A 21,645-nucleotide genomic window follows, 5' to 3' on the forward strand; every position below is an offset into this window, starting at 1 on the left:
TATATCTGCAATCAGGCGCGAACGGGGGTAGTGGCGCAGCCAACCACAAAAAGCAAACCGCCGGGACGAGCCCGGCGATCAAGAGGCATGCAATCAATCGAGGGCGTGATAGCCGCCATTCACATAAGCGAGCGAAACGCCCTCGCCCGCATGGATTGCCACCACACGTCCGATGATGATCACGTGACTATGGCGCTCGATCGCCTCTTCGACTTCACAATCGATGCCGGCAACGGCATCCGAGAGGATCGGCGCTCCGGACAAGAGGTTGATCCACGAGGCGCCCTGGTAGCGCTCTTCACCCTTCAGCCCGCCCACGCCGGCAAACTGATTGGCCAGTTGCTGGTGTCGCGCGCCGACGATATTGACGCCGAAGCTGCCGTGCCTCTGCAGGACCGGCCATGTTGACGACGTCTTGTTGAGCGAGACAAGCATTCGTGGCGGATGAACCGACAGCGCCGTTGCAGACGTCACTGTCGCGCCGGTGCGGTCGCTGCCGGAGCCCGTCGTAATGATGGAAACGCCGCCGGCCAATTGCCGGAGCGCAGCCTTCAAAGCTTGCGGGTCGACATCACCAGCCGGTTCGCTCGTTTGATCCGCTCTCAAGTTCACCAGCTGTCCGGTGTTATAGGTCATTGTAACGTGTCCAGGCCATTGGCTGAGAAATCGGTGACAAGGTCACGAGGCGGATGCCGTCTTGACGTTGCCGCCATGACCGCCACCGCCGAAAACCTTGCGCTCGCCGAATGTCGAGCGAAGCTGGTCATGCGGACCAGGCAGACCCAGTTCCGGGAACAGGAGTTCGGAGACACGATAGGCCTCTTCCAGATGCGGATAGCCGGACGCGATCACGGTATCGATGCCCAGGTCCTGATATTCGCGCAGGCGTTTGGCCACTGTCTTCGGCGAACCGACCAGCGCGGTTCCGGCGCCAGAACGAACCAGACCGATACCGGCCCAGAGGTTCGGCGAAACTTCAAGCTTGTCGCGGCGACCCTGATGCAAAGCGACCATGCGCGCCTGCCCGACCGAGTCCGAGCTCTTGGCAAACACTTCCTGTGCAGCCGCAATTGTCTCGTCGGAGAGCTTCGAGATCAAGCGGTCAGCGGCCTCCCAAGCTTCGTCGTCGGTTTCCCGGACGATGAAGTGCAAGCGAATGCCGAAGGTGACGTCCTTTCCATGCGGGCCGGCCGCCTTGCGAACCTTGGCGATCTTCTCCGCAACCTGCTCCGGCGGCTCACCCCAGGTCAGATATTTGTCGGTGATGCCACCCGAGAATTCGATGGCCGCATCCGACGAGCCACCGAAATAGAGCGGCGGTCGCGGCTGCTGCACGGGCGGCAAGCCAAGCTGGGCGTTGTGCGCCTTGATGTATTTGCCGTCCAGGTGGGCCTTGCCGGTCTGGATCAGCGAGTTGAAGACTTCAAAGAATTCCTGCGCATGGTCGTAACGCTCGTCATGCGGCAGGAAGATGCCGTCGCCGGCAAGTTCCTGCGCGCTGCCGCCAACGACGATATTGAGCAGAAGGCGCCCGTTCGAGACCCGATCAAGGGTCGAAGCGAGGCGTGCATAATAGGCCGGTGACGCGGTGCCAGGACGAATGGCGACGAGATATTTCAGCCGCTCGGTATGGGCAGCAAGATCGGCGGCGAGAATGAAAGACTCCTCGCAGGCGACACCCGTCGGGATGAGGACGCCGGAATAGCCCAGACGATCGGCCGCCTTGGCAATCTCGCGAAAATATCCCGGATCGGCCGGACGGCTGAGATCGTCGGATCCGAGATAGGCACCATCCCCGGAAGATGGGATGAACCAGAGAAAGTCCAGGGGCTTCGCAGTTGTCATGATTCCATTCCTGTAAAACAAGGGCGATCGCCCGCCCTCAAACTGGCTCGAGTTTAATAATATCTATAGTTTTTATAAGGAATATTATTCTAACTATCCGACGTGACCAAAAAGATCGGTTCTCGGTCCGGGCACAGCGAGCCCCCGTCAGGAAGCCCGCGACAGGATTGGCCCTCCGGCGCGATGGCGCGCAAGGCTATCCTTGATTTGCTGCGCCACGAGCACGGCGTGTTCAGTCACCTGCGGAAGCCCCATCAATTCCCCAAATGTGCCCCGCGCGAGAGGCCCGGCGATGAGCAGGCCCGGAGTGGTCGGATCGGCGGACAGTGCACGGGCATGAACATCACAGGCAATACCCAGGCCTGTGGGGCAAGGCTGCAAGAGGTCGGCATTTTTCAGAGACAGGAGAAGCGGTTGGCTGTCGAGAACGTCGCCATGCGCAGGTCCCGTGGTGACGATGATCGCATCAACCTCGATGGACACCGGCGCCGCACCGCGCCGGGGCTGCAGCACCACCTGGAATGCATCGCCGCTGCGGGTGACGGATTTGAGGGCGGCGGCCAGACTTGTCATGCGGCCGGACGCAATCGCATCGTCGATGACAGCCTCCACCTGCGGTGCGATCCGAAAACGATGCACATCCCAGAAAGGTCTTACATGGCGGACGATACGCCGCTTCTCCGCAAGTGTCAGGCTCGGCCAGATCTGCTGCCCCTGGATCCGGACAGCGTCAAGCACGCTGTGCCAGCTAAGTCCCTGGACTTCAGCCTCGCGGATCGCTCTGCGGATGCGCGACAGAAGCGCACTGGCACGAACAGATGGCTTAGAAACGAAATCGCCGAACGCTTCCTGACCGACAGGACCATGTCCGCGCGAGCGTAGACCTCGCCGGGAAATGGATGTTATTGCGCCGCGATGCCCCAGACGCTGTAGGGAGGCCACCATATCGGCAGAGGTCAGGCCATTACCGACAATCAACACGCGGTCATCAGGCGACACCGCATCGAGCGCATTTGGAACAGTGCCGTCCGCAATAAGCTTCGGATCATCCTTCAAGGGAAGAAGTGTTCTCGGCAGGGCCGGCGCCGGATGGCTGACCGCAAGGACAACGAGGTCGGCGACCAGCGTCTTCCCATCAGTTCCTGTGAGGCGCCATTGGCGACCTTCCGGCACGAGAGACACGATCGCCGATTGCCAGTGCTCTACGCGCGCCGCATCCAGCAGAGGTCGCAGACGCGCATGCACATAATCCCCGAAAACCGATCGTTTGGGGTAAGCAAGGCCGTCAGCGGCGATCAGGCCGGGGTCGTGATCTCCATTGGCAGGGCCATCGAGATAGAGGCTGAAATCCTCCGACCGATCTGGAAACAATGTCATCTTGCCAGCAGGCACATTGATCCGATGGGCGGGATCGGTGGCGCCATAGGCAAGCCCCCTGCCGATCTGGTCACGTGGTTCAGCCACGACGACCTTGACGTCAGACACGGGGAAATCCCCTTCGAACAAATGTGCGGCGACCGCTGCACCGGTAAAACCGCCTCCGATGATCGCGACGATCAACGGCTGGGAAGGTTTACTCATTCTGATTTTCCATCTCGCCGGCCGTGTGCCGAGCGGTGCATGCGATCAAAGGCCAAGGATGGCGATCGCTACGAAAAGCAGCGACGCTGCGAGCGCGACTTTACCTGCCACCCCATCCACGCCCCAGCGCTTTGGTGAATTGGCTGAAACCGCTCGCTTCGACGGATAACCGACATAGGCCATGGTCGACCTCACAGGACGGGGAAATAGCCCAGGCCCCAGAAGGCCTGATCGGCGGCGCGGCGACGGGCATCGTCATCATCGGAATTTTCATCCGAACGACTGCTCGACGGAGCGTCGCGGTCCGGATCGAACGATGCCGCATCCTGCTGGCCGCGCCGAAATGCTTCGAAGAAATCAAACGAAAAAAGATTGAAGCCAATGGGCATGTCATGTGCCTCCTTCTCAGCGGTTACCGTCACAGTTTTGCCGCGACTGGCGCTCCAGTCAACTTAATCTACCAAATTAGTATTCTATATTCACCACGCTTTCGGCAAATTTGGTTCGGCATGATCGGCTTAAATGGCACTTTCCGTCCAGCTTCGAAACTCAAGCCTGAGCCAACACCGACTGTTGTGACCCCATTGAGGTTTCCAGAAGCGTGGACAGATGCCTTTTGAGTTCTCCGAAATCGCTGGAATTGCGGTCCCGGCGGCGCGGCAGCGGCACGTCGACCACATCGAGAATTCGCCCCGGCCAGGGCCGCATCACGACAATCCGGTCGGCGAGAACAACGGCTTCCTCAATGTCATGGGTGACAAGCAGCATGGTCGTGCCGTTTTCCTGCCAGAGGTCCGAGAGGTGATCCTGCAGACCGGCCCGGGTCATGGCGTCGAGCGCCGAGAAGGGTTCGTCCAGAAGCAGCACGCTCGGATGGGTCACAAGCGCGCGCGCAAGCGCCACCCGCTGTGTCTGCCCACCGGAAAGCTCCCGCACCCAACGCCCGCCATACCCCGGGAGCCCGATCCGTGCCAAGGCCGCCTCGACCTGCGCATCGCGCACCGATCGGTCGAGGTGCCGAAGACCGAAGCCGATATTGTCGGCCACTGTCAGCCACGGAAACAGCCGCGGCTCCTGGAAGACGATATTGACCCGCGCGTCCGGCTCGACAAGCGCCTGCTCGCCAAGCCGGATCTCGCCACGGGATGGAACCTCAAGCCCGGCGATGACACGCAGCAGCGTGCTCTTGCCACAACCGGAGCCACCGATGATGGCGACGACCTCCCCTTGCCCGACACTCAAGGAGAAATCCTCCAGGGCATGCACCCCGTTCGGATAGATTTTGGCGAGATGGCGAAGCTCGAGCATCTCAGCGTCCTCGCATATGGTTGTCTTGCCAGCGAACGAAGCGGGCCGAGACCAGGAGCAACAGGCTATCCGTCAGTTTGCCGGCGATCGCGAAGACCAGGATGGCAGCGAGGATCTGGTCCGGCTTGCCCAATTGCTGGCCGTCGACCAGGAGATAGCCGAGCCCCTGCGAGGCCCCCATGAATTCGGCAGCGACGACAAACATCCAGCCGAGACCCAGCCCTGCACGCAGTGACAGGATGTAATCCGGCAGCACCGAGGGCAGGAGAATCCGCCGGACCAATTCGAAGCCGGACAGACGGAACACGCGACCGACTTCAACGATCTTGCGGTCCACCCCCTGCACCGCGCCATACACCCCGAGATAGACGGGAAAGAACACGCCGACCGCAATCAGCGCAACCTTGGAGGCCTCGAAGATCCCGAACCAGAGGATGAACAGCGGCACCCATGCAATCGACGGGATAGCGCGAAGGGCCTGGAGGCTAGGATCCAGGAGCCGACGCAGCAGCGGAGAATAACCCGTCAGAGCACCCAGCACCGTGCCGACAACGGCGCCACCGGCGAAACCGACGGCCACGCGCCACAGAGTGATCCCGACATGGCCGGCAAGTTCGCCCGTCACGGCAAGCGCATAGACTGTCTGGAAGATCTGTGACGGCGCCGGCATCAGCCGACCACCGACGACACCGGTTCTGACCAGCATCTCCCACAGCAGCAGAAGCAGACAGGGAACAAGGAGCCCGGCGGCAGGATGCGCAACAATCGAGAGGCGGTTGCCCGGCCTCTCGATCTTCGTGCTCACTTGGACCGACGGCGCGGTGTCGAGGATCGCCATGAGTTCCGTCCGATTACTGGCTGAGACCGTTACCGAAGGACGGGTCGACGAGTTCGCCGGCGACAGCCTTGATATCGACCTCGGGCTTCAGAACCCCGGCCGCCTGCAGCGCAAGCCCGGCAGCCTCAATCGTTGCCTGCTGGTCAGTGCCGATGCGTGAATGGCTGAGGTCCGTGCGCTCGAGCTGGCGCTCGATGACGGCTTCAGGAAGTTTGGTCGCCTCGACGAGCGCAGCCTCCAAAGCTGCCGGATCGGCGATGGCTTCCTTGCGGGCCGCCTCATAGGCGGCAAGCACGCGCGACACGATCTCCGGATGCTCCTGGGCGAAGTCTTCGCGCACGTTCAGGATGCCCCAGCTATTGTTCTCCGGCTTGCGATGGAACAGCACATCGCCATTTTCGACTTCCGCCGAGGCCATGAGCGGATCGAGACCGGCCCAGGCATCGACATCGCCGCGCTGTAGGGCGAGTTTGCCATCCGCATGCTGCAGCAGGACGAGGGTCACATCCTTTTCGGAGAGGCCTGCTTCGGCAAGCGCTCGCACCAGGAAGATGTGCGGATCGGTTCCGCGGGTCACGGCAATCGACTTGCCTTTGAGGTCGGCAACCGACGTGATGCCCGTATCCTTGCGGGTCACCAGCGCGGTCCATTCAGGCCGCGAATACACGTAGATCGACTTGATCGGATTGCCGTTGACCCGGCCGATCAGGGCTGCAGCACCAGCCGTCGAGCCGAAATCGATCGAAGATGCGCTGAGGAATTCCAGAGCCTTGTTGGAACCTGCCGACTGCACCCAGGTGATCTTGATACCGTCCTTTTCGAATTCCTTTTCGAGAAGACCGTCCTTCTTGAGGATCAGGCTGACAGGATTATAGGTCGCCCAATCGATGCGAATTTCGGACAGGTCGGCAGCGAAAGCCTGACCAAGCGCAGTGGCTGACATCAGGGCACCAAGGGCAACACCGAGTAGCGATTTCATTCGTCTCTCCATCAAAATTGATGGAATTCAATCTATAAATTCAATGGACAATATGAAGGGGGCTCGTTCTAATTTAACAGCGGTACTTGGAATAAATACCTCGGCATCCTCAGAAGCTTATACGCGCCGTTTCCAAAACCAAACGTCCAGAAGTCCGACCTGCCCTGACGAAACCCGCCAGGGCAGCCCCCCCTTAGAGGCCTGACGTCGCTTCATTGATGCGTTGGAACTACACCACCATGTCGCCAATATCGGCGATGCCCGCAGCCTCGCCATCCACCCGGCCTCGACCACTCATTCGCAGTTGACCATAGAATCCAGCTGAAAACCGGGGTTACGCCGGGCTATGTCCGCCCCTCGGTGGGCATCGAGCCTATCGACGACATCCTGGCCGATCTCGAACGTGGCCTGGCCGCCGCTCACGGCCTCAAGGCCGCGTCAGAATAACAGCCGCAAACACAACCATCGGAAGCGGGGCGGCCATCTGGCCGCTCCGTCTTTGTTTGCTGCCATAGCCAATGTACGCGCCGATCCCACCGGTTCTGACGGATGACGAGATTGAGCTGGATTGCTAAACCCGAATTCTCCGATTGCCGATCGCAGCAAAGCGACCGCGCGGTCGCAGCGTTCCACGGCTCTTGGCTGCCGGCTTGTTGGTTCCGACCGGCCGTCGCCATATGGACTTTTTCGCCAAATGAACCGGCAGGGCGTTTTTGTTCCCACTTATTGTATATAAATATGATAGAATTTCTGTATTGACGATCAAACAGTCCCTAGCTTCAGGCACCGCCAGAGTTTGACAGGGGACGCGTCATGACCAAGCCTATCCGCTTCAACGCATTCGACATGAATTGCGTCGGCCATCAATCGCCGGGCCTATGGGCGCATCCGCGGGACAAATCCTGGAAATACAAGGACCTGGATTACTGGCAGGATCTGGCACGCACGCTTGAGCGTGGCATCTTCGATGGCATCTTCATTGCCGACGTGATCGGCTATTACGATGTCTACAAGGGGTCGAACTACCACGCCATTCATCAGGCAGCGCAGTTACCGGTGAACGACCCGCTGCAGTTGGCGGCACCGATTGCGCTCGCCACCGAACATCTCGGCATCGGGATCACCGCATCGACATCCTTCGAGCACCCCTACACATTCGCCCGGCGCATTGCGACCGCCGACCACCATTCCAAGGGCCGGATCGGTTGGAATATCGTCACCTCCTATCTCGAGAGTGGTGCCAAGAACATCGGCGAAGGTGGCCTGCGTCGGCACGACAACCGCTACGACGTCGCTGCCGAATATGTCGAGGTGCTCTACAAGCTGCTGGAAGGCTCCTGGGAAGAAGGGGCTGTGGTTCGCGACCGCGAAAACCGCGTCTTCACCCATCCGGAGAAGGTTCACGAGATCGCCCACAAGGGCAAGTATTTCGACGTCCCCGGCTATGGCCTGACCGAGCCCTCGCCGCAGCGGACGCCAGTCCTCTATCAGGCAGGCGCCTCAGGGCCGGGCAAGGCCTTCGCCGCCGAGCACGCCGAATGCGTTTTCGTGGCAGCCCCCACCAAGTCTGTGCTGAAGGCTTATGTTTCGGAAATCCGCGAGCGGGCGGCGGCGGCCGGCCGTGATCCGAAGAAGGTCCTGATCTACACCCTCCTCACCATCATCACCGATGAGACCGACGAGAAGGCCGAGGCGAAGTTCAAGGAATACCAGAGCTACGTATCGCGGGATGGCTCGCTTGTCTTCATGTCCGGCTGGAGCGGCATCGACTTCGGCCAGTATGCGCCCACCGATCTTGTCAAGAAGGTTGAGACCAACGCGATCCAGTCGGTGGTCGAGCATCTCGCCGGCGGCGACAAGGCCTGGACCATCGACGAACTGGCACAATTCGGTGGGATCGGCGGGCTCGGACCCGTGATCGTCGGTTCTCCAAGCCGCATTGCCTACATCCTGCAGGAATGGGTCGACGACACCGATGTCGACGGCTTCAATCTCGCCTACGCGGTCACGCCGGACAGCTTCGAGGATGTCGTCGATTTCATTGTCCCGGAACTGCAGCGCCGTGGTGTCTATCCAACCGCCTACAAGCCCGGCACCCTCAGGGAAAAACTCTTCGGCGATGGTCCCTATCTGCCGCAGAACCACCCGGCGGACGGTTACCGCGATATCGAAGCTGTCAAGCGCCGTGAGGCCGCCGCTCGCGGCGATGCCCCTGTCCTCAAGACAGTGAAGGGATGACCGGCGTGAGCAACCTTCTGGAACTCAACCAGGTCTCCCTGTCCTTTCGTGGCGTGAAAGCGTTGAACGCACTGAGCTTTTCGGTGGAAAAGGGCAAGATCTGCGCCCTGATCGGTCCCAATGGCACGGGAAAGAGCTCTCTGCTCAACGTCATCAGCGGCATCTACCGGGCCGATGCCGGCGACGTCGTTCTCGACGGCACTCATTTCGAGGCGATCAAGCCAGGGCTTGCCGCCCGGCTCGGCATCGGCCGGACATTCCAGCACAATGCGCTTTTCCGCCGCCTGACGGTACGCGAAAATGTACTCGCCGGCCTCTCCCGCCACGGTCGCGCGACCTTTGTCGAAAACGTCTTCCGCTTCGGTCGCGACCGGGACGAGCGGCGCAGCTTTGCCGAGCGCGCCGACCGCATCATCGCGTTTCTTGGCCTGGAGAAGGATCGGGACCGCGTGGTCTCCACGCTGTCCTATGGCACCCAGAAGCGGGTCGATCTGGCCCGCGCGCTGGTGTCCGAACCCAAATTGCTGCTGCTCGACGAGCCCATGGCCGGCATGAACCAGGATGAGAAGAAGGCGATGAGCCGGATCATCTCTGAGCTGAACAAGTCCTTCGGCACGACGATCGTCCTCATCGAGCATGACGTGGGTATCGTGCTGGGTCTCGCAGACCATGTCGTCGTCCTCGACTACGGCCGCAAGGTGGCCGACGGCACGCCGGACGAGGTGCGCAACGATCCAGACGTCATCGCCGCCTATCTCGGCACGGTTCATTGAGGACGCCATCATGAGCTATTTTCTCGAAACGCTCATCGCCGGCCTCTTCGCCGGGCTGATGTACGGACTGGTCGCGATCGGCTTCGTGTTGATCTACAAGGCCTCCGGCGTGTTCAACTTCGCTCAGGGGGCGATGGTCTTCCTCGCGGCGCTGGTTTTCGTCACCCTGGTCGAGAACGGCCTGAACTTCTGGGTCGCCATCCTGGCAACCTCCTTGCTGATGATCCTGCTCGCGGTGGCGATCGAGGCGACCGTTCTGCGCCCCTTGCGAAACCGGGACCCGCTGACACTGTTCATGGCGACGCTCGGTCTCTCCTTCGTCATCGACGGTGCTGCCCAGTTCTTCCTCGGCACCGATGTGCATATGCTCGACCTCGGCATAGAGGACATCGCCCAGGATTACGGCGGGATCTTCATCAGCAGTTTCGACATCACGGCCTCCCTGATCGTTGTCGCACTCGTCGCCGTGCTTGCCTTCGTCTTCAGCAAGACCCGGATGGGCATCTCCCTGCGCACCGTCGCCGATGACACCCTTGCAGCCCAGTCGATCGGCATCCGTCTGCCCGCCATCTGGCGGATCGTGTGGAGTGTCGCAGGCGTCGTTGCGCTCGTTGCTGGTCTGCTGTGGGGCGCGCGCCAAGGGGTTCAGTTCTCGCTCTCGCTGGTCACCCTGAAAGCCCTTCCTGTCCTTATCATCGGCGGCTTCTCATCAATCCCCGGCGCGATCGTCGGCGGCCTGATTGTCGGCGCCGGCGAAGCGCTGGCCGACACCTATCTCGGCCCCATCGTCAACGGCAGCGTATCGACCTGGTTCGCCTACATCCTCGCCGTCGCCTTCCTCCTCGTGCGCCCCGCCGGCCTGTTCGGCGACCGCGACATCGAAAGGGTCTGATCCCATGTCCACGGTGCAAGATACAACGCCGAAGCTCGTCCCCGTCATCGATACCGGTTCGAAAGCCGCTCTCTGGCGGGTGGCACTCGTCCTCGTCGGTATTCTCGTCGCCTTTGGCCTGGTTCCGGCCATCGCAACCGATTACTGGCTGAGCTCGATCATCATTCCGACCATCGTCATGGGTCTGGCGGGTATCTCGCTGAACCTCTTGCAAGGATATGCTGGATTGGTGTCCCTCGGCTCGGCCGCCTTCATGTCGATCGGCGTCTTTTCCGCCTACAACCTGATCCTGCGCGCACCGGACCTGCCTTTGCCCGTCGTCCTTCTGCTGGCCGGCCTGATCGCTGCCGTGGCCGGTACCTTCTTCGGTCTGCCGGCCCTGCGCATCAAGGGCTTCTATCTCGGCGCATCGACACTCGGCGCCCAGTTCTTCTTCCAGTGGCTGTTCACCAACTATCCCTGGTTCTCGAACGGCAGCCAGTCACTGACGATCTCGGCACCACGGCTGGAATTCCTCGGTTACGACCTTCAGTCCGCCACCGGTCGCTATCTGCTCGTGGTGACGGTCACCGCCATCCTGATCGGTCTTGCATTTCTCGTGGTGAAGAGCCGGTTGGGACGGGAATGGACGGCGATCCGTGACCAGGAAACGGCCGCCGCCGTGCTCGGCATTCGTGTGGTCCGGCGCAAGTTGCAGGCCTATGCCGTAAGCTCCTTCTTCCTCGGGATCACCGGCGTGCTCTGGGGCTTTGCCTATCTCGGCACAGCGGATGCATATACCTACAACCTCGACAAGTCGTTTCAGATCCTCTTCATTGTGCTGATCGGCGGCACGGCAACGATCTTCGGAAACTTCCTCGGTGCAGCCTTCATCGTGCTCACGCCGATCCTGCTCGACAATCTCGTGCTCGCCTCCGACATCGCCTATCTCGGCGACCAGGGCGCAATCACCAACCTGCAGCGCGTCATCTTCGGCGTGATCATCATCTTCATCCTCATCAAGGAGCCGGACGGCTTGTCCGCCTGGATAAGAAGGGGCCTCGACGCTCTGCGCCGACGCTTGGCCACCTAACAAGGTCTGCAACACCTCGGGCACGCGATGACAACCGTCGCCCGGCGCATGAATGCCTGCATTCAACAACGCAACGTCAACCAGGAAGGGTTCCCCCATGTCCGTCTTTCGAAAGACAATCGCGCTGGCCGCCAGCGCCATCGTCGCAGCCACAGCCTTGATCGTCCCGGCCCAGGCCGAGGACGCGACCGGTCAGCAGCTCTATCCCCTCTTCACCTATCGCACCGGCCCTTATGCACCGTCCTTCATTCCCTTCGGCGCGGGCAACATCGACTATCTCCGTTATGTCAACGAAGTCGAAGGTGGCGTGAACGGGGTCAAGATCCTCATCCAGGAATGCGAAACCGCCTATACGATCGAGCGCGGCATCGAATGCTATGAGCGCTACAAGAACGGCTTCAACGGCGCCCTGACGGCTGCGATCTATCCGCATTCGAGCGGTCTCGACGTGGCCCTCACCGACAAGGCGCGGATCGACAAGGTTCCGATCGTCAGCCCCGGCGGCGGCCAGAACATCGCCACCGATGGTCGCGTCTTCCCCTACCAGTTCCCGCTCGTCTTCGACTACTGGAGCGAAGCACAGATCATCGTCGATTACATTGCTTCTCAGGCCGGCGGCTACGACAAGCTCAAGGGCGTGAAGATCGCGACCCTCTATCACGACTCCGGCTATGGCCGCGACACCATCGAACCGCTCTCCATCCTGTCGAAGAAATACGGCTTCGAGGACATCCAGATCCCGGTTCCGCATCCGGGCGAGCAGCAGCAGTCGCAGTGGCAGCAGATCCGTCGCGCTGGCGCCGACTGGGTCTTCCTGCGTGGCTGGGGCGTCATGACACCGGTTGCGATCAAGACGGCAGCCCGTGTCGGCTTCCCCGTTGATCGCATCATCGGCGACATCTGGAGTGGTTCGGAAGACGATGCCCGTCCGGCAGGCGCTGCCGCCAAGGGTTACCTCGCCGTCTCCGTCTTCCCGCCGGGCACCAACTACGGCATCTTGAAGACCCTGAAGGAAAACATCCTCGACAAGGGCAAGTCCGACCTCAAGGACAATTCGAAGTTCGGCACCGTCTACTACAACTACGGTGTGATCGAGGCGATCACCTTCGTCGAGGCGCTGCGCACGGGTCAGAAGAAGTTCGGCAACCAGCCGCTCACCACAGCCGAAGGCCAGTGGGCGCTGGAAAACCTCAACATCGATGACAAGCGTATCGCCGAACTCGGTGCCGAGGGGCTGATCAGCCCGCTGAAGACCTCGATCGACAACCACAAGGGCGAAACGATCGCAGCCAAGATCATCCAGTGGAATGGCGAATCCTGGGACACCAAGACCGACTGGATCAAAGCGGATGCGACGCTGTTTGCCGACGTGCTGAAAGCCAAGTCGGCAGCCTATGCGGCCGAAAAAGGCATCACGCCGCGTGATGCGGCCAGCAACTGACAAAACGGAAAGGATCGCCGATCATGACCCGAGATCATCAAGGGCTCCTCGAAGTCCGCAATGTCGAGGCGCTTTATGGTCAGGCGATCCTCGCCGTCCGCGACGTCTCGCTCGAAGTCCGGGAGGGCAGCGTTGTTGCCCTGCTCGGGGCCAATGGCGCCGGCAAGACCACGACGCTGAAGGCAATCTCCAACCTGCTTGGCCCGGCGCGTGGTCGGGTAAGCCGGGGCGAGATCCTCTGGCAGGGGGAATCGGTCGGCAATCTCTCGGCATCCGAGCTGGTGGCCCGTGGGATTGTGCAGGTTCTGGAAGGTCGTCACGTCTTTCCACAACTGACCGTGGAGGAAAACATCCTCTCCGGCGGCTTTGTTCGCAGACCGAGCCGCATCGACCTCAAGGACAGTCTCGAAAAGGTCTACACTTGGTTCCCGCGCCTGCGGGACAAGCGTACGACGAAGGCTGGGCTCACCTCCGGCGGCGAGCAACAGATGGTGGCGATCGGGCGTGCCCTGATGACGCGGCCCAAACTGGTCCTGCTCGACGAACCTTCAATGGGGCTGGCGCCGATCATCGTCCAGGAAATCTTCGAGATCATTCGCAGCCTCAACACAGAGTCCGGGGTCAGCTTCCTGATCGCCGAGCAAAACGCCAATCTGGCCCTTCGCTATGCCCACCATGCCTACATCCTGGAGACGGGGCGTGTTGCACTTTCGGGCACGGCCGAAGAGCTGAGCACGCGTGACGACGTCCACGACTTCTATCTCGGCGGATCGGCCGCAGCGGTGGCGTAGCTGCCGGCAAACACTTCCAAATTCATCATCTCTTCAAGGACATTACATCATGACACAGATCGGCCTCGCATGGGGTGAAGGCCCCTCGCAACGCTATGAGGCTCTGGCCGAGCGTTTTCGTCCCATCTTCGCGCAGATCGCCGAAGGCACGACAGAGCGGGAACTCAATCGCAAACTGCCTGTTGACGAAATCGCCGCCCTGAAGGCTGCGGGTTTTGGTGCCCTGAGGATCCCCGAAGCCGAGGGCGGCTCGGGGGCGACGCTTCCCGAACTCTTCAACTTGCTGATCGAACTCTCGGCAGCCGATTCCAACATTACCCAGGCTCTGCGCGGCCATTTCGGCTTCCTCGAAGACGTGGTCAACCGGCCGGCCGGTCCGGAGCGGAAGCGCTGGGTGGAGCGGATCGTTGCCGGTGATATCGTCGGCAATGCGTGGACCGAAATCGGCAATGCAAGCCAGGAGGCCTTTTCCACCCATGTGGCCGAGAAGAATGGCGGATTGGTCGTCAATGGGGAGAAGTACTACACGACAGGCTCGCTCTTCGCGGACTGGATCAATGTCGGCGTCACCGGCCTAGACGGCAAGAGCGGTGCGGCCCAGGTGCGCCGCGACGATCCGGGTGTGACCGTCATCGACGACTGGGACGGCTTCGGCCAGATTTTGACGGCTTCGGGCACCACCACCTTTGTCGATGTCGCGGTCGATCCTCTCGATGTCGTGCCGGACGAGAGCCAGTTCCGCTACGGTGCCGGCTTCTACCAGACGGTCCATCTGGCGACGCTTGCCGGCATCGGGCGCGCGATAACCAATGAGACGGCCGAGGCGGTCTCAAAACGCACGCGCCACTATACCAATGCCGCAGGCCCCCGCTCCAGTCAGGATCCGCAGGTACTGCAGGTTGTCGGACGCATCCGCTCGAACGCCTATTCAGCCGGCGCCATCGTGCTTCAGGTCGCCCGCGCCCTAGAGCGCGCCTATCAGGCGCATTTCTCCGCTGATGCTGAAGCGGAAGAAGAGGCCAATACGATTGCTGAAATCGAGACATCCCAGGCGCTCAACGTCGTCAGCAATCTGGTGCTGGAAGCCTCGACCATCCTGTTCGACACGCTCGGTGCCTCCGCGGCCAAGAAGCCTGCAGCCCTCGACCGGCACTGGCGCAATGCCCGCACGCTATCCTCCCACAATCCACGGATTTACAAGGACCGCATCGTTGGCGACTTCGCCGTCAACGGCACACCGCCGCCTTTCCAGTGGCGCATCGGTCAGGCGCCGGCGTGAGCTGATGATCCATTTTTCATAACATTGTCAGGGATTTCGCCGCCCCATCCGGGACGGTGCAGGCCCTGCGCGGATCAACTTGACGATCCCAGGGCTCGCTTCGCCTTTCGGGTCGCGATCGCCATGGCACTGGCCGGCCAGTCAAGAATGCGGCTACTGCAAGGAATGGCGGCTGGCTAAATCCAGGGTTTGCTCGGCATGCCGATGATCGTGGTGCTGCTTTCTATCGCCATGCTGATCGTACCCATGGCGATCCCGGCGAGCGCCCATGCCGACAAGCTTTTGCGCACGCAGACCGGCATGGCCCTCTTCACCTCAGCCTATCTGGCAGAGGTGAAGAGGGCCGGTCTCCAGGCGCTTCCGGGCGGGCAGACCGACGCTGCCTCGGCACTCGGCATGACCTATTGGCAAACCGCGCGTCTGATCGTGCTGCCCCAAGCGCTGCGCGCCGTGATCGGCGTTCATGACCTCCTGAATTCCGCCAAGGCATTCGCAACCGACACCCTCTGACTGGGCTACTACACCGAAGCCTATATCCTGGCGGGACCGCTCTATTTCCTCATCTCCTTCGCCACCTCTCGCTACGCCCTGGGGCTCGAGCGCCAACGGAACGTGAGCGGACATCGGTAATCGGTGACGCCGTCAGGATATCAGACGATTTGCATATTCTTTCTCAACGACTTAGCTCCATCCAGCACCTTCGGGAGCGGAATAGATTTTTACGCATCAGCCCGCCAAGCGAAGGCTGTTTCGCTCTGCCCGAAAATTTCGCCGGGTGATGCCATGCCACTCTCAAACGGGTCCGATATTGTGACCCCTATCAAACAACGGCCGACAGGCGCGACGATGAGGTATCTTTAATGAGCGGCACCACGACCCGGACGGGTGAGATCCTGAAGAATAACCGCTGGAAGGCTGGTGCCTGGACAGCCATGGCACTGCTGTTCGGCACACTCGCCGGCGGATCGCTCCACGCGCAAGATTTCGACGCGGACGCAACGATCAACATCGGATCGCTCTACGAGCCGCAGAACCTCGACAACACGGCCGGCGCCGGCCAGGGCATCAATGAAGCCTTCAACAGCAATGTCTACGAGGCGCTGTTCCGCCTGACGGATGCCGGCGAAGTGCAGCCGGTTCTGGCGAAGGATTTCAGCGTCAGCGAAGACGGCCTGACCTATACCTTCAAGCTGCAGCCCGGCGTCACCTTTCATTCCGGTGATCCGCTGACTGCCAAGGACGTGAAGTTCTCGATCGAACGCGTGACCTCGGCCGAATCGAAGAGCTCGCGCAAGAACAGCCTGAAGACGATCGAAAGCATCGAGACGCCCGATGACGCCACGGTCGTCATCAAGCTCGCCTCGCGCTCGATCTCGCTGCCCTACAATCTGAGCTATGTCTGGGTCGTCAACGACGTGGCGAAGGACCTGACCGCCGCCGAAGACGGCACCGGCCCTTATAAGCTGGCCGAATGGCGTCGCGGTTCTTCGCTGGCGCTTGCCCGCTTTGATGGATATTGGGGCACCAAGCCGAGCAATGCCGATGTTGTCTTCCAGTATTTCACCGAAGCGACGGCGCTGAACAACGCCCTGCTCACAGGTTCAGTCGACATCATCACCTCGATCCAGAGCCCGGATTCGCTCAGCCAGTTCAAGGACAATCCCGATTTCACAGTGGCCGAAGGCAAGTCGACCACCAAGCTTCTGCTCGCCTACAATGACCGGGTCGCCCCCTTCGACAACGTCAAGGTCCGCAAGGCGCTTGCCCGCGCGGTCGACGATGCCAAGCTGCTGAAGGCCGTCTGGGGCGACTATGGCTCCCTGATCGGCTCGATGGTCCCGCCGACGGACCCCTGGTATACCGACCTCACCGGCACCGATGCCTACAACATCGAGAGCGCGAAGGCCCTGCTCGCCGAAGCAGGCTATCCTGACGGCTTCACCTTCACCCTCGACACGCCGAACTACGACCCGCATCCGATCGCAGCCCAGTTCCTGCAGACGGAACTCGCCAAGGTCGGCGTCAAGGTCAACATCAACATCATCACCGGCAACGAGTGGTACACCAAGGTCTACAAGGCGCATGACTTCCAGGCCACGCTGCAGGAACACGTGAACCACCGCGACATCGTCTTCTACGGCAATCCCGACTTCTATTGGGGCTACAACAACCCGCAGGTCGTCGACCTCGTCAAGCAGGCTGAAGCAAGCCAGACCACCGATGAGCAGACCGAGAAGCTGAAGGAAGCCAACAAGATCATCGCCGAGGATGCTGCCAGCAACTGGATCTACCTCTACCCGCAGATCGTCGTCTCGTCGAAGGCGGTCACCGGCTACCCGATCAACGGCCTGAACTCACAGTTCTTCGTCGCAGACATCAAGAAAGCGGATTGATTTCGGACCGGCTATACGCCAGCTCACCAACAGCGTTATAGGAGAAGCCGCCCGGCGCAGCGCGGGGCGGCTTCGTCTTTGAGAGGGCCAGAACCATTCTAACCTACCTCCTTCGCCGATTGGCCATTCTGGTCGTCTCGATCGTGATTGCAGCCATGATCCTGTTCCTCTTCCTGCGCCTGCTTCCTGGCGACCCGGCCAATGCTCTGGTCTCCGTTGGCGCCGATCCGGAACAGATCGAAGCGGCGCGTCGACAGGTCGGATCGAACCTGCCCTTGTCCCAGCAGTTTCTGCAATTCATCTCCGGCCTTTTGCGCTTCGACTTCGGCAACTCCTTCGTCAGTCAGGCGCCAGTCCTGCCGGAAATTGCCCGACGCCTTTCGGTCACCGTGCCCCTGACGGTTCTGTCCTTTCTGATAGCCATCGCGATTGCCCTGCCGCTCGGCATCGTCGCTGCCGCGAAATCCAACCGCTGGTATGGCTCGGCCATTTCCATCGTTTCGCAGCTCGGCATTGCCGTCCCGGTCTTCTGGATCGGGATCCTTCTAGTGACCGTTTTCGCGGTAAACCTGCGCATCTTTCCCTCCGGGGGCTTTCCCGCACGCGGCTGGATGCGGCCGGATGCTGCCCTTGAAGCGCTCGCCTTGCCTGTTGCCACCATCTCCATTGTCATGGCCGCGTCGCTCATCCGCTATGTGCGATCAGCGGCACAGGATGTCCTCGGCAGTGATTATCTCAGGACGGCCCGCGCTTTGGGTGCAACATATCCGGAGGCGCTCATCCGCCATGGTATACGCAATGGTTCGGTGCCGGTGATCTCGATCATGGGGATCGAACTCGCCTCCACCCTGCTTGGCGCCGTCGTCGTGGAACGGGTCTTTTCGCTTCCCGGCCTCGGGTCCATGCTCCTGCTTGGCATTGAGCAGCGGGACTATCCCGTCGTGCAGGGCGTCCTCTTTATCTCGACGCTTCTGGTTCTGATCGTCGGCTTCCTCGCCGACATCGCCCAGCGGCTGATCGATCCGCGCCTCCGCAGCCGCATAGGAGGGTCAGACGCATGAGCGAGACCGCCCTGATAGCTCCATCCAACACCGGTCGCCAACGCCTGTCATGGACCTTCCTGCTCGGCGCTGGCCTGATTGTTCTCCACCTCGTCATCGGCCTGTCGACGCTGCTCTGGACGCCCTATGATCCCTCAGCCATGGCTGGCGGGCGCCTGGAGCTGCCTTCGCTCCTGCATCCCTTAGGCACAGACCGCCTCGGGCGTGACCTCTTGACCCTCATCATGATCGGCTCCCGCATCGCCCTGATCGTCGGCACCGGTGCCGTCGTGGTTGGCGCGGCCATTGGGGTCACCGTCGGCCTTCTCGCCGCCTTTGCGTCCCGTACGCTCGATGATGTGCTTGCCGCAGCACTCGACATCATGATCGCGTTTCCCACCCTCTTGCTCGCCATGCTGATCGTCGCTGCAAGCGATGGCGCAAGCCTCTGGACGGCGGTTGTCGCGATCGGCATCGCCAATGCGGCAATCGTTGCACGCTTGACGCGCATTCTGGCCAAGCGGGTGCTCGCGATGGACTACATCACGGCGTCGCGCATTTCCGGAACCTCTTGGATCCGCGTGATTGTCCTGCACATCCTCCCGAACATCTGGCCGACACTGATGGTCAACCTTGCGCTGCAGTTCGGTCTCGCGATCATCGCTGAGTCTTCACTCTCCTATCTCGGTCTCGGGGCACCTCCGCCAAATGCATCCTGGGGACGGCTCCTGCAGGAAGCGCAGGGCACCGTCTACACCGCTCCCCTAGGCGCAGTCGCACCCGGGATCGCCCTCGTCAGTCTGGTGATCGCCATCAATCTCCTGGCCGATGGCCTGCGCGACCTAGCGGATCCGACCCGGAGAACACGCGCATGACGCCGATCCTGTTTATCGACAAGTTATCCATCGACGCCGACGGCAAGCGGCTGGTCTCGGAGGTATCCGTGTCCGTGGCACCCGGCGAACGGGTTGGGCTGATCGGTGAGTCAGGGTCCGGCAAGTCCCTGACGGCACTGGCCGCCATTGGCCTCTTGTCAGACGGGCTGAAGGCCAAGGGCTCGATCCTGCTCGACGGCCACCAGGTCATCGGCACACGCGACAGAGACCTTGTACCATTGCGCGGCACCAGTGCCGCTGTCATCTTCCAGGAACCGCTGACAGCGCTCGATCCGCTGATGAAGATCGGCCAGCAGATCGGCGAGGCGGTGCGTCGGCGGGCCAGGCGCGACGGGCGCAGCGCGGATCGCCATGCGGTCGAGGTCGAGGTGATGGATCTGCTTGACCAGGTCGCTCTGCCGGACCCGAAGCGCATGGCACGTTCTTGGCCGCACCAGATGTCCGGCGGCCAACGTCAAAGGGCAGCCATCGCCATGGCGCTTGCCTGCCGCCCGAAACTGCTGATCGCAGACGAGCCGACTACCGCCCTCGATGTGACGACGCAGGCGGAAATCCTGGAACTCCTGGGCAGGCTCGTGCGCGACCGTGGCATGGCGTTGCTCTTCATCAGCCACGACCTTCCCGTGGTCGCCAGCACCGTCGATCGCGTCGTCGTCCTCCGGCACGGCCAGATCGTCGAACAGGGGACGGTAGGCGACGTGTTTCGCCATCCCAACCATACCTACACGCAAACTCTCGTCGCGGCCGCCCGCGCCTTCGACACGGCCTTGGGGCTTCCAGCATGACCCTGATATCCGCCAGTAAACTTTCCTTCGGCTATGACCACACTCGAACGACGCTCAATGATGTCAGCTTCAAGCTGGAAAAGGGCCGCAATCTCGGTATCGTCGGTGAATCCGGCTCGGGAAAGACGACACTTCTTCGCCTCCTGCTTGGTCTCAATCGTCCCGCGAAGGGGCAGATTCTCGTCGACGACACGCCACTCGACCCGGATAACCGGCGCTTCATGCAAGGCTTTCGCCGTCGGGTTCAGGCGGTTTTCCAGGATCCCTATTCTTCGCTCGATCCACGTCAGAAGATCGTGGACATCGTCGCCGAACCCCTACGATCCCTGAGGATCGCCGGCGATCATCACGCTGCAGTATCGGAAGCCCTGGCGTCGGTTGGCTTGCCTGTGGACACGGTCTCAAGGTATCCGCACGAGTTTTCGGGCGGCCAGCGGCAGCGCATCGCGATTGCGCGAGCAATCGTGTCGCGACCGGACGTGATCTTGGCGGATGAGGTGGTGAGCGCACTCGATCTCTCAACGCGCATCCGGATCGTAGATCTGCTGCGAGAACTCTCCCAGACCATCACCTTTGTCTTGGTCTCACACGACATCGGCCTCGTTGCTTCTCTCTGCCAGGACACCATCATTCTCGAGCAAGGCAAGATCGTCGAGAGCGGCCCTACACAAGCCATTCTTGCGGATCCACGCCATGGCTACACCCGCAAACTTCTGGCGAGCATCCCGCGCATGCCGGAATCAGTGTTCTGATGCCACTTTGCTTGCTGCCGCCTGGTTTGTGATCGACATTCTATGGATGAAGAATGGGGCAAGGTCACAACCGACGACGTCTTCGACATCGTCGCCGCCGACCACGATGCGGGGGGCAGGCTGGGAGATGTGATCGAACAGGATGCGGTCGCGGTGCCACTTGCCAAAGAAGAGAGAGAAGTGGTCGTGGCGGGGCCGGATTGTTTCGAAGTCCACGGAAGGCCCCACCATCCTCGGGACCTGGTGCATCATCGCTGTATCGGCTGGCGTCCCTCTCCAAGTGCCGCACCCTATCGATGGGAGTTCGAGGAGGATGGGACACCTTTCGATGTCGGCATCGAGCCCAAAATCACCCCGAATGATCTGCATCGGATGGTTCGCACTGCGCTCGCTGACGGCGTATTACCTTCGCGTTGGAAGACACGTTTCGCCCATACATCCGTCGCGGTGAGTTGATCACGTCGTTGGATGACTGTCTGCCTGCCTTCCCCCGGGTTCTTCCTACATTTTCCCAACCGTCGCAACATGTCACCCAAACTCCGTCGCTCATCGACCATGTTCGTGCATCACGAGCGGCACAGCCCTGGCACCCGTGGTGACAACGGGATGGGCGCGTCGTGCCGGGCACCGCGGATCTTTCTGTTTTCCGGTCGCTCGACCCGAACCGGGTGCGAGTCGGTGCCGGAAGGCCGAACTTGTAAAGAACCTCATCGTTGCGGAAGACGAGGCTGTTTCGAGCCTC

General features: G+C 61.1%; 21 protein-coding genes and 2 pseudogenes. 15 read left to right on the forward strand and 8 right to left on the reverse strand.

All coding sequences use genetic code 11. From position 1 onward, the window contains the following. Nucleotides 1-93 precede the first annotated feature (93 nt). From DMY87_RS22075 to DMY87_RS22105, 8 genes are all read right to left on the reverse strand, one after another. Nucleotides 94-636 (reverse strand): flavin reductase family protein, encoded by a 543-nt coding sequence (locus DMY87_RS22075; RefSeq protein ID WP_110793791.1) that lies wholly within the window; start codon nucleotides 634-636, stop codon nucleotides 94-96. A 42-nt stretch (nucleotides 637-678) separates the two neighbouring features. After that, on the reverse strand, nucleotides 679-1,848 hold the full coding sequence (gene ssuD / locus DMY87_RS22080) for an FMNH2-dependent alkanesulfonate monooxygenase (protein ID WP_165826423.1): 1,170 nt from the start codon (nucleotides 1,846-1,848) through the stop codon (nucleotides 679-681). A 144-nt stretch (nucleotides 1,849-1,992) separates the two neighbouring features. Continuing rightward, nucleotides 1,993-3,426 carry an FAD/NAD(P)-binding protein gene (locus tag DMY87_RS22085; RefSeq protein ID WP_110793793.1) on the reverse strand — a complete coding sequence of 478 codons (1,434 nt, stop codon included), beginning with the start codon at nucleotides 3,424-3,426 and terminating at the stop codon, nucleotides 1,993-1,995. 45 nt (nucleotides 3,427-3,471) lie between these two features. After that, nucleotides 3,472-3,609: a hypothetical protein gene (locus tag DMY87_RS24310; RefSeq protein WP_165826419.1), complete on the reverse strand. Its 138-nt coding sequence runs from the start codon at nucleotides 3,607-3,609 to the stop codon at nucleotides 3,472-3,474. 8 nt (nucleotides 3,610-3,617) lie between these two features. After that, nucleotides 3,618-3,815, reverse strand: a complete 198-nt coding sequence (locus tag DMY87_RS22090) for a hypothetical protein (protein ID WP_110793794.1) — start codon at nucleotides 3,813-3,815, stop codon at nucleotides 3,618-3,620. 160 nt (nucleotides 3,816-3,975) lie between these two features. Beyond that, nucleotides 3,976-4,734: an ABC transporter ATP-binding protein gene (locus tag DMY87_RS22095; protein ID WP_110793795.1), complete on the reverse strand. Its 759-nt coding sequence runs from the start codon at nucleotides 4,732-4,734 to the stop codon at nucleotides 3,976-3,978. Between the two features lies 1 nt (nucleotide 4,735). Further along, nucleotides 4,736-5,572: an ABC transporter permease gene (locus DMY87_RS22100; protein ID WP_110793796.1), complete on the reverse strand. Its 837-nt coding sequence runs from the start codon at nucleotides 5,570-5,572 to the stop codon at nucleotides 4,736-4,738. Between the two features lie 13 nt (nucleotides 5,573-5,585). Continuing rightward, nucleotides 5,586-6,551, reverse strand: coding sequence for an aliphatic sulfonate ABC transporter substrate-binding protein (locus DMY87_RS22105; RefSeq protein ID WP_110793797.1), 966 nt, complete (start codon nucleotides 6,549-6,551; stop codon nucleotides 5,586-5,588). A 205-nt stretch (nucleotides 6,552-6,756) separates the two neighbouring features. On the opposite strand from DMY87_RS22105, the pseudogene DMY87_RS22110 reads away from it, so the two are divergent. The 15 genes and pseudogenes from DMY87_RS22110 to DMY87_RS22180 form a co-directional block, all read left to right on the forward strand. Continuing rightward, nucleotides 6,757-6,998: pseudogene (locus tag DMY87_RS22110) on the forward strand (PLP-dependent transferase); the annotation flags it as partial. Between the two features lie 366 nt (nucleotides 6,999-7,364). Beyond that, nucleotides 7,365-8,789, forward strand: coding sequence for an LLM class flavin-dependent oxidoreductase (locus tag DMY87_RS22115; RefSeq protein ID WP_110793798.1), 1,425 nt, complete (start codon nucleotides 7,365-7,367; stop codon nucleotides 8,787-8,789). After that, entirely contained in the window at nucleotides 8,786-9,562 is a 777-nt protein-coding gene (locus DMY87_RS22120; RefSeq protein ID WP_110793799.1) for an ABC transporter ATP-binding protein, read from the forward strand. Before DMY87_RS22115 ends, DMY87_RS22120 begins: the two co-directional genes overlap by 4 nt. Nucleotides 9,563-9,572: 10 nt before the next feature. Continuing rightward, a complete protein-coding gene (locus tag DMY87_RS22125; RefSeq protein WP_110793800.1) occupies nucleotides 9,573-10,454 on the forward strand; it encodes a branched-chain amino acid ABC transporter permease in 882 nt (293 codons plus the stop codon). A 4-nt stretch (nucleotides 10,455-10,458) separates the two neighbouring features. Then, a complete protein-coding gene (locus tag DMY87_RS22130) occupies nucleotides 10,459-11,526 on the forward strand; it encodes a branched-chain amino acid ABC transporter permease (protein ID WP_110793801.1) in 1,068 nt (355 codons plus the stop codon). Nucleotides 11,527-11,623: 97 nt separating this feature from the next. After that, the gene (locus DMY87_RS22135) at nucleotides 11,624-12,967 is read left to right on the forward strand and encodes an ABC transporter substrate-binding protein (protein WP_110793802.1); all 1,344 of its coding nucleotides are present in this window, start codon (nucleotides 11,624-11,626) and stop codon (nucleotides 12,965-12,967) included. Between the two features lie 23 nt (nucleotides 12,968-12,990). Further along, entirely contained in the window at nucleotides 12,991-13,758 is a 768-nt protein-coding gene (locus DMY87_RS22140) for an ABC transporter ATP-binding protein (RefSeq protein ID WP_110793803.1), read from the forward strand. 49 nt (nucleotides 13,759-13,807) lie between these two features. Then, nucleotides 13,808-15,037, forward strand: a complete 1,230-nt coding sequence (locus DMY87_RS22145) for an acyl-CoA dehydrogenase family protein (RefSeq protein WP_110793804.1) — start codon at nucleotides 13,808-13,810, stop codon at nucleotides 15,035-15,037. Between the two features lie 198 nt (nucleotides 15,038-15,235). After that, on the forward strand, nucleotides 15,236-15,547 hold the full coding sequence (locus DMY87_RS22150; RefSeq protein WP_133253049.1) for an ABC transporter permease subunit: 312 nt from the start codon (nucleotides 15,236-15,238) through the stop codon (nucleotides 15,545-15,547). 422 nt (nucleotides 15,548-15,969) lie between these two features. Next, nucleotides 15,970-17,430, forward strand: a complete 1,461-nt coding sequence (locus DMY87_RS22155) for an ABC transporter substrate-binding protein (protein ID WP_245409012.1) — start codon at nucleotides 15,970-15,972, stop codon at nucleotides 17,428-17,430. A 95-nt stretch (nucleotides 17,431-17,525) separates the two neighbouring features. Next, a complete protein-coding gene (locus DMY87_RS22160; protein ID WP_110793807.1) occupies nucleotides 17,526-18,491 on the forward strand; it encodes an ABC transporter permease in 966 nt (321 codons plus the stop codon). Continuing rightward, the gene (locus tag DMY87_RS22165) at nucleotides 18,488-19,345 is read left to right on the forward strand and encodes an ABC transporter permease (protein WP_110793808.1); all 858 of its coding nucleotides are present in this window, start codon (nucleotides 18,488-18,490) and stop codon (nucleotides 19,343-19,345) included. The genes DMY87_RS22160 and DMY87_RS22165 overlap by 4 nt, the downstream gene beginning before the upstream one ends. Then, on the forward strand, nucleotides 19,342-20,151 hold the full coding sequence (locus DMY87_RS22170) for an ATP-binding cassette domain-containing protein (RefSeq protein WP_110793809.1): 810 nt from the start codon (nucleotides 19,342-19,344) through the stop codon (nucleotides 20,149-20,151). Before DMY87_RS22165 ends, DMY87_RS22170 begins: the two co-directional genes overlap by 4 nt. Further along, nucleotides 20,148-20,903: an ABC transporter ATP-binding protein gene (locus tag DMY87_RS22175; RefSeq protein WP_110793810.1), complete on the forward strand. Its 756-nt coding sequence runs from the start codon at nucleotides 20,148-20,150 to the stop codon at nucleotides 20,901-20,903. Before DMY87_RS22170 ends, DMY87_RS22175 begins: the two co-directional genes overlap by 4 nt. A 69-nt stretch (nucleotides 20,904-20,972) precedes the next feature. After that, nucleotides 20,973-21,502: pseudogene (locus DMY87_RS22180) on the forward strand (LysR substrate-binding domain-containing protein); the annotation flags it as partial. Between the last annotated feature and the right edge of the window lie 143 nt (nucleotides 21,503-21,645).

It is taken from the genome of Peteryoungia wuzhouensis, assembly GCF_003205195.1.
Lineage (GTDB): Bacteria > Pseudomonadota > Alphaproteobacteria > Rhizobiales > Rhizobiaceae > Allorhizobium > Allorhizobium wuzhouense.

Coding starts and splice junctions, on each gene's coding strand:
- DMY87_RS22135 (WP_110793802.1), top strand. CDS start 11,624: ATGTCCGTCTTTCGAAAGACAATCGCGCTGGCCGCCAGCGCCATCGTC.
- DMY87_RS22115 (WP_110793798.1), top strand. CDS start 7,365: ATGACCAAGCCTATCCGCTTCAACGCATTCGACATGAATTGCGTCGGC.
- DMY87_RS22075 (WP_110793791.1), bottom strand. CDS start 636: ATGACCTATAACACCGGACAGCTGGTGAACTTGAGAGCGGATCAAACG.
- DMY87_RS22150 (WP_133253049.1), top strand. CDS start 15,236: ATGCCGATGATCGTGGTGCTGCTTTCTATCGCCATGCTGATCGTACCC.
- DMY87_RS22085 (WP_110793793.1), bottom strand. CDS start 3,426: ATGAGTAAACCTTCCCAGCCGTTGATCGTCGCGATCATCGGAGGCGGT.
- DMY87_RS22140 (WP_110793803.1), top strand. CDS start 12,991: ATGACCCGAGATCATCAAGGGCTCCTCGAAGTCCGCAATGTCGAGGCG.
- DMY87_RS22165 (WP_110793808.1), top strand. CDS start 18,488: ATGAGCGAGACCGCCCTGATAGCTCCATCCAACACCGGTCGCCAACGC.
- DMY87_RS22090 (WP_110793794.1), bottom strand. CDS start 3,815: ATGCCCATTGGCTTCAATCTTTTTTCGTTTGATTTCTTCGAAGCATTT.
- DMY87_RS22130 (WP_110793801.1), top strand. CDS start 10,459: ATGTCCACGGTGCAAGATACAACGCCGAAGCTCGTCCCCGTCATCGAT.
- DMY87_RS22155 (WP_245409012.1), top strand. CDS start 15,970: ATGGCACTGCTGTTCGGCACACTCGCCGGCGGATCGCTCCACGCGCAA.
- DMY87_RS22095 (WP_110793795.1), bottom strand. CDS start 4,734: ATGCTCGAGCTTCGCCATCTCGCCAAAATCTATCCGAACGGGGTGCAT.
- DMY87_RS22125 (WP_110793800.1), top strand. CDS start 9,573: ATGAGCTATTTTCTCGAAACGCTCATCGCCGGCCTCTTCGCCGGGCTG.
- DMY87_RS22120 (WP_110793799.1), top strand. CDS start 8,786: ATGACCGGCGTGAGCAACCTTCTGGAACTCAACCAGGTCTCCCTGTCC.
- DMY87_RS24310 (WP_165826419.1), bottom strand. CDS start 3,609: ATGGCCTATGTCGGTTATCCGTCGAAGCGAGCGGTTTCAGCCAATTCA.
- DMY87_RS22145 (WP_110793804.1), top strand. CDS start 13,808: ATGACACAGATCGGCCTCGCATGGGGTGAAGGCCCCTCGCAACGCTAT.
- DMY87_RS22170 (WP_110793809.1), top strand. CDS start 19,342: ATGACGCCGATCCTGTTTATCGACAAGTTATCCATCGACGCCGACGGC.
- DMY87_RS22175 (WP_110793810.1), top strand. CDS start 20,148: ATGACCCTGATATCCGCCAGTAAACTTTCCTTCGGCTATGACCACACT.
- DMY87_RS22100 (WP_110793796.1), bottom strand. CDS start 5,572: ATGGCGATCCTCGACACCGCGCCGTCGGTCCAAGTGAGCACGAAGATC.
- DMY87_RS22105 (WP_110793797.1), bottom strand. CDS start 6,551: ATGAAATCGCTACTCGGTGTTGCCCTTGGTGCCCTGATGTCAGCCACT.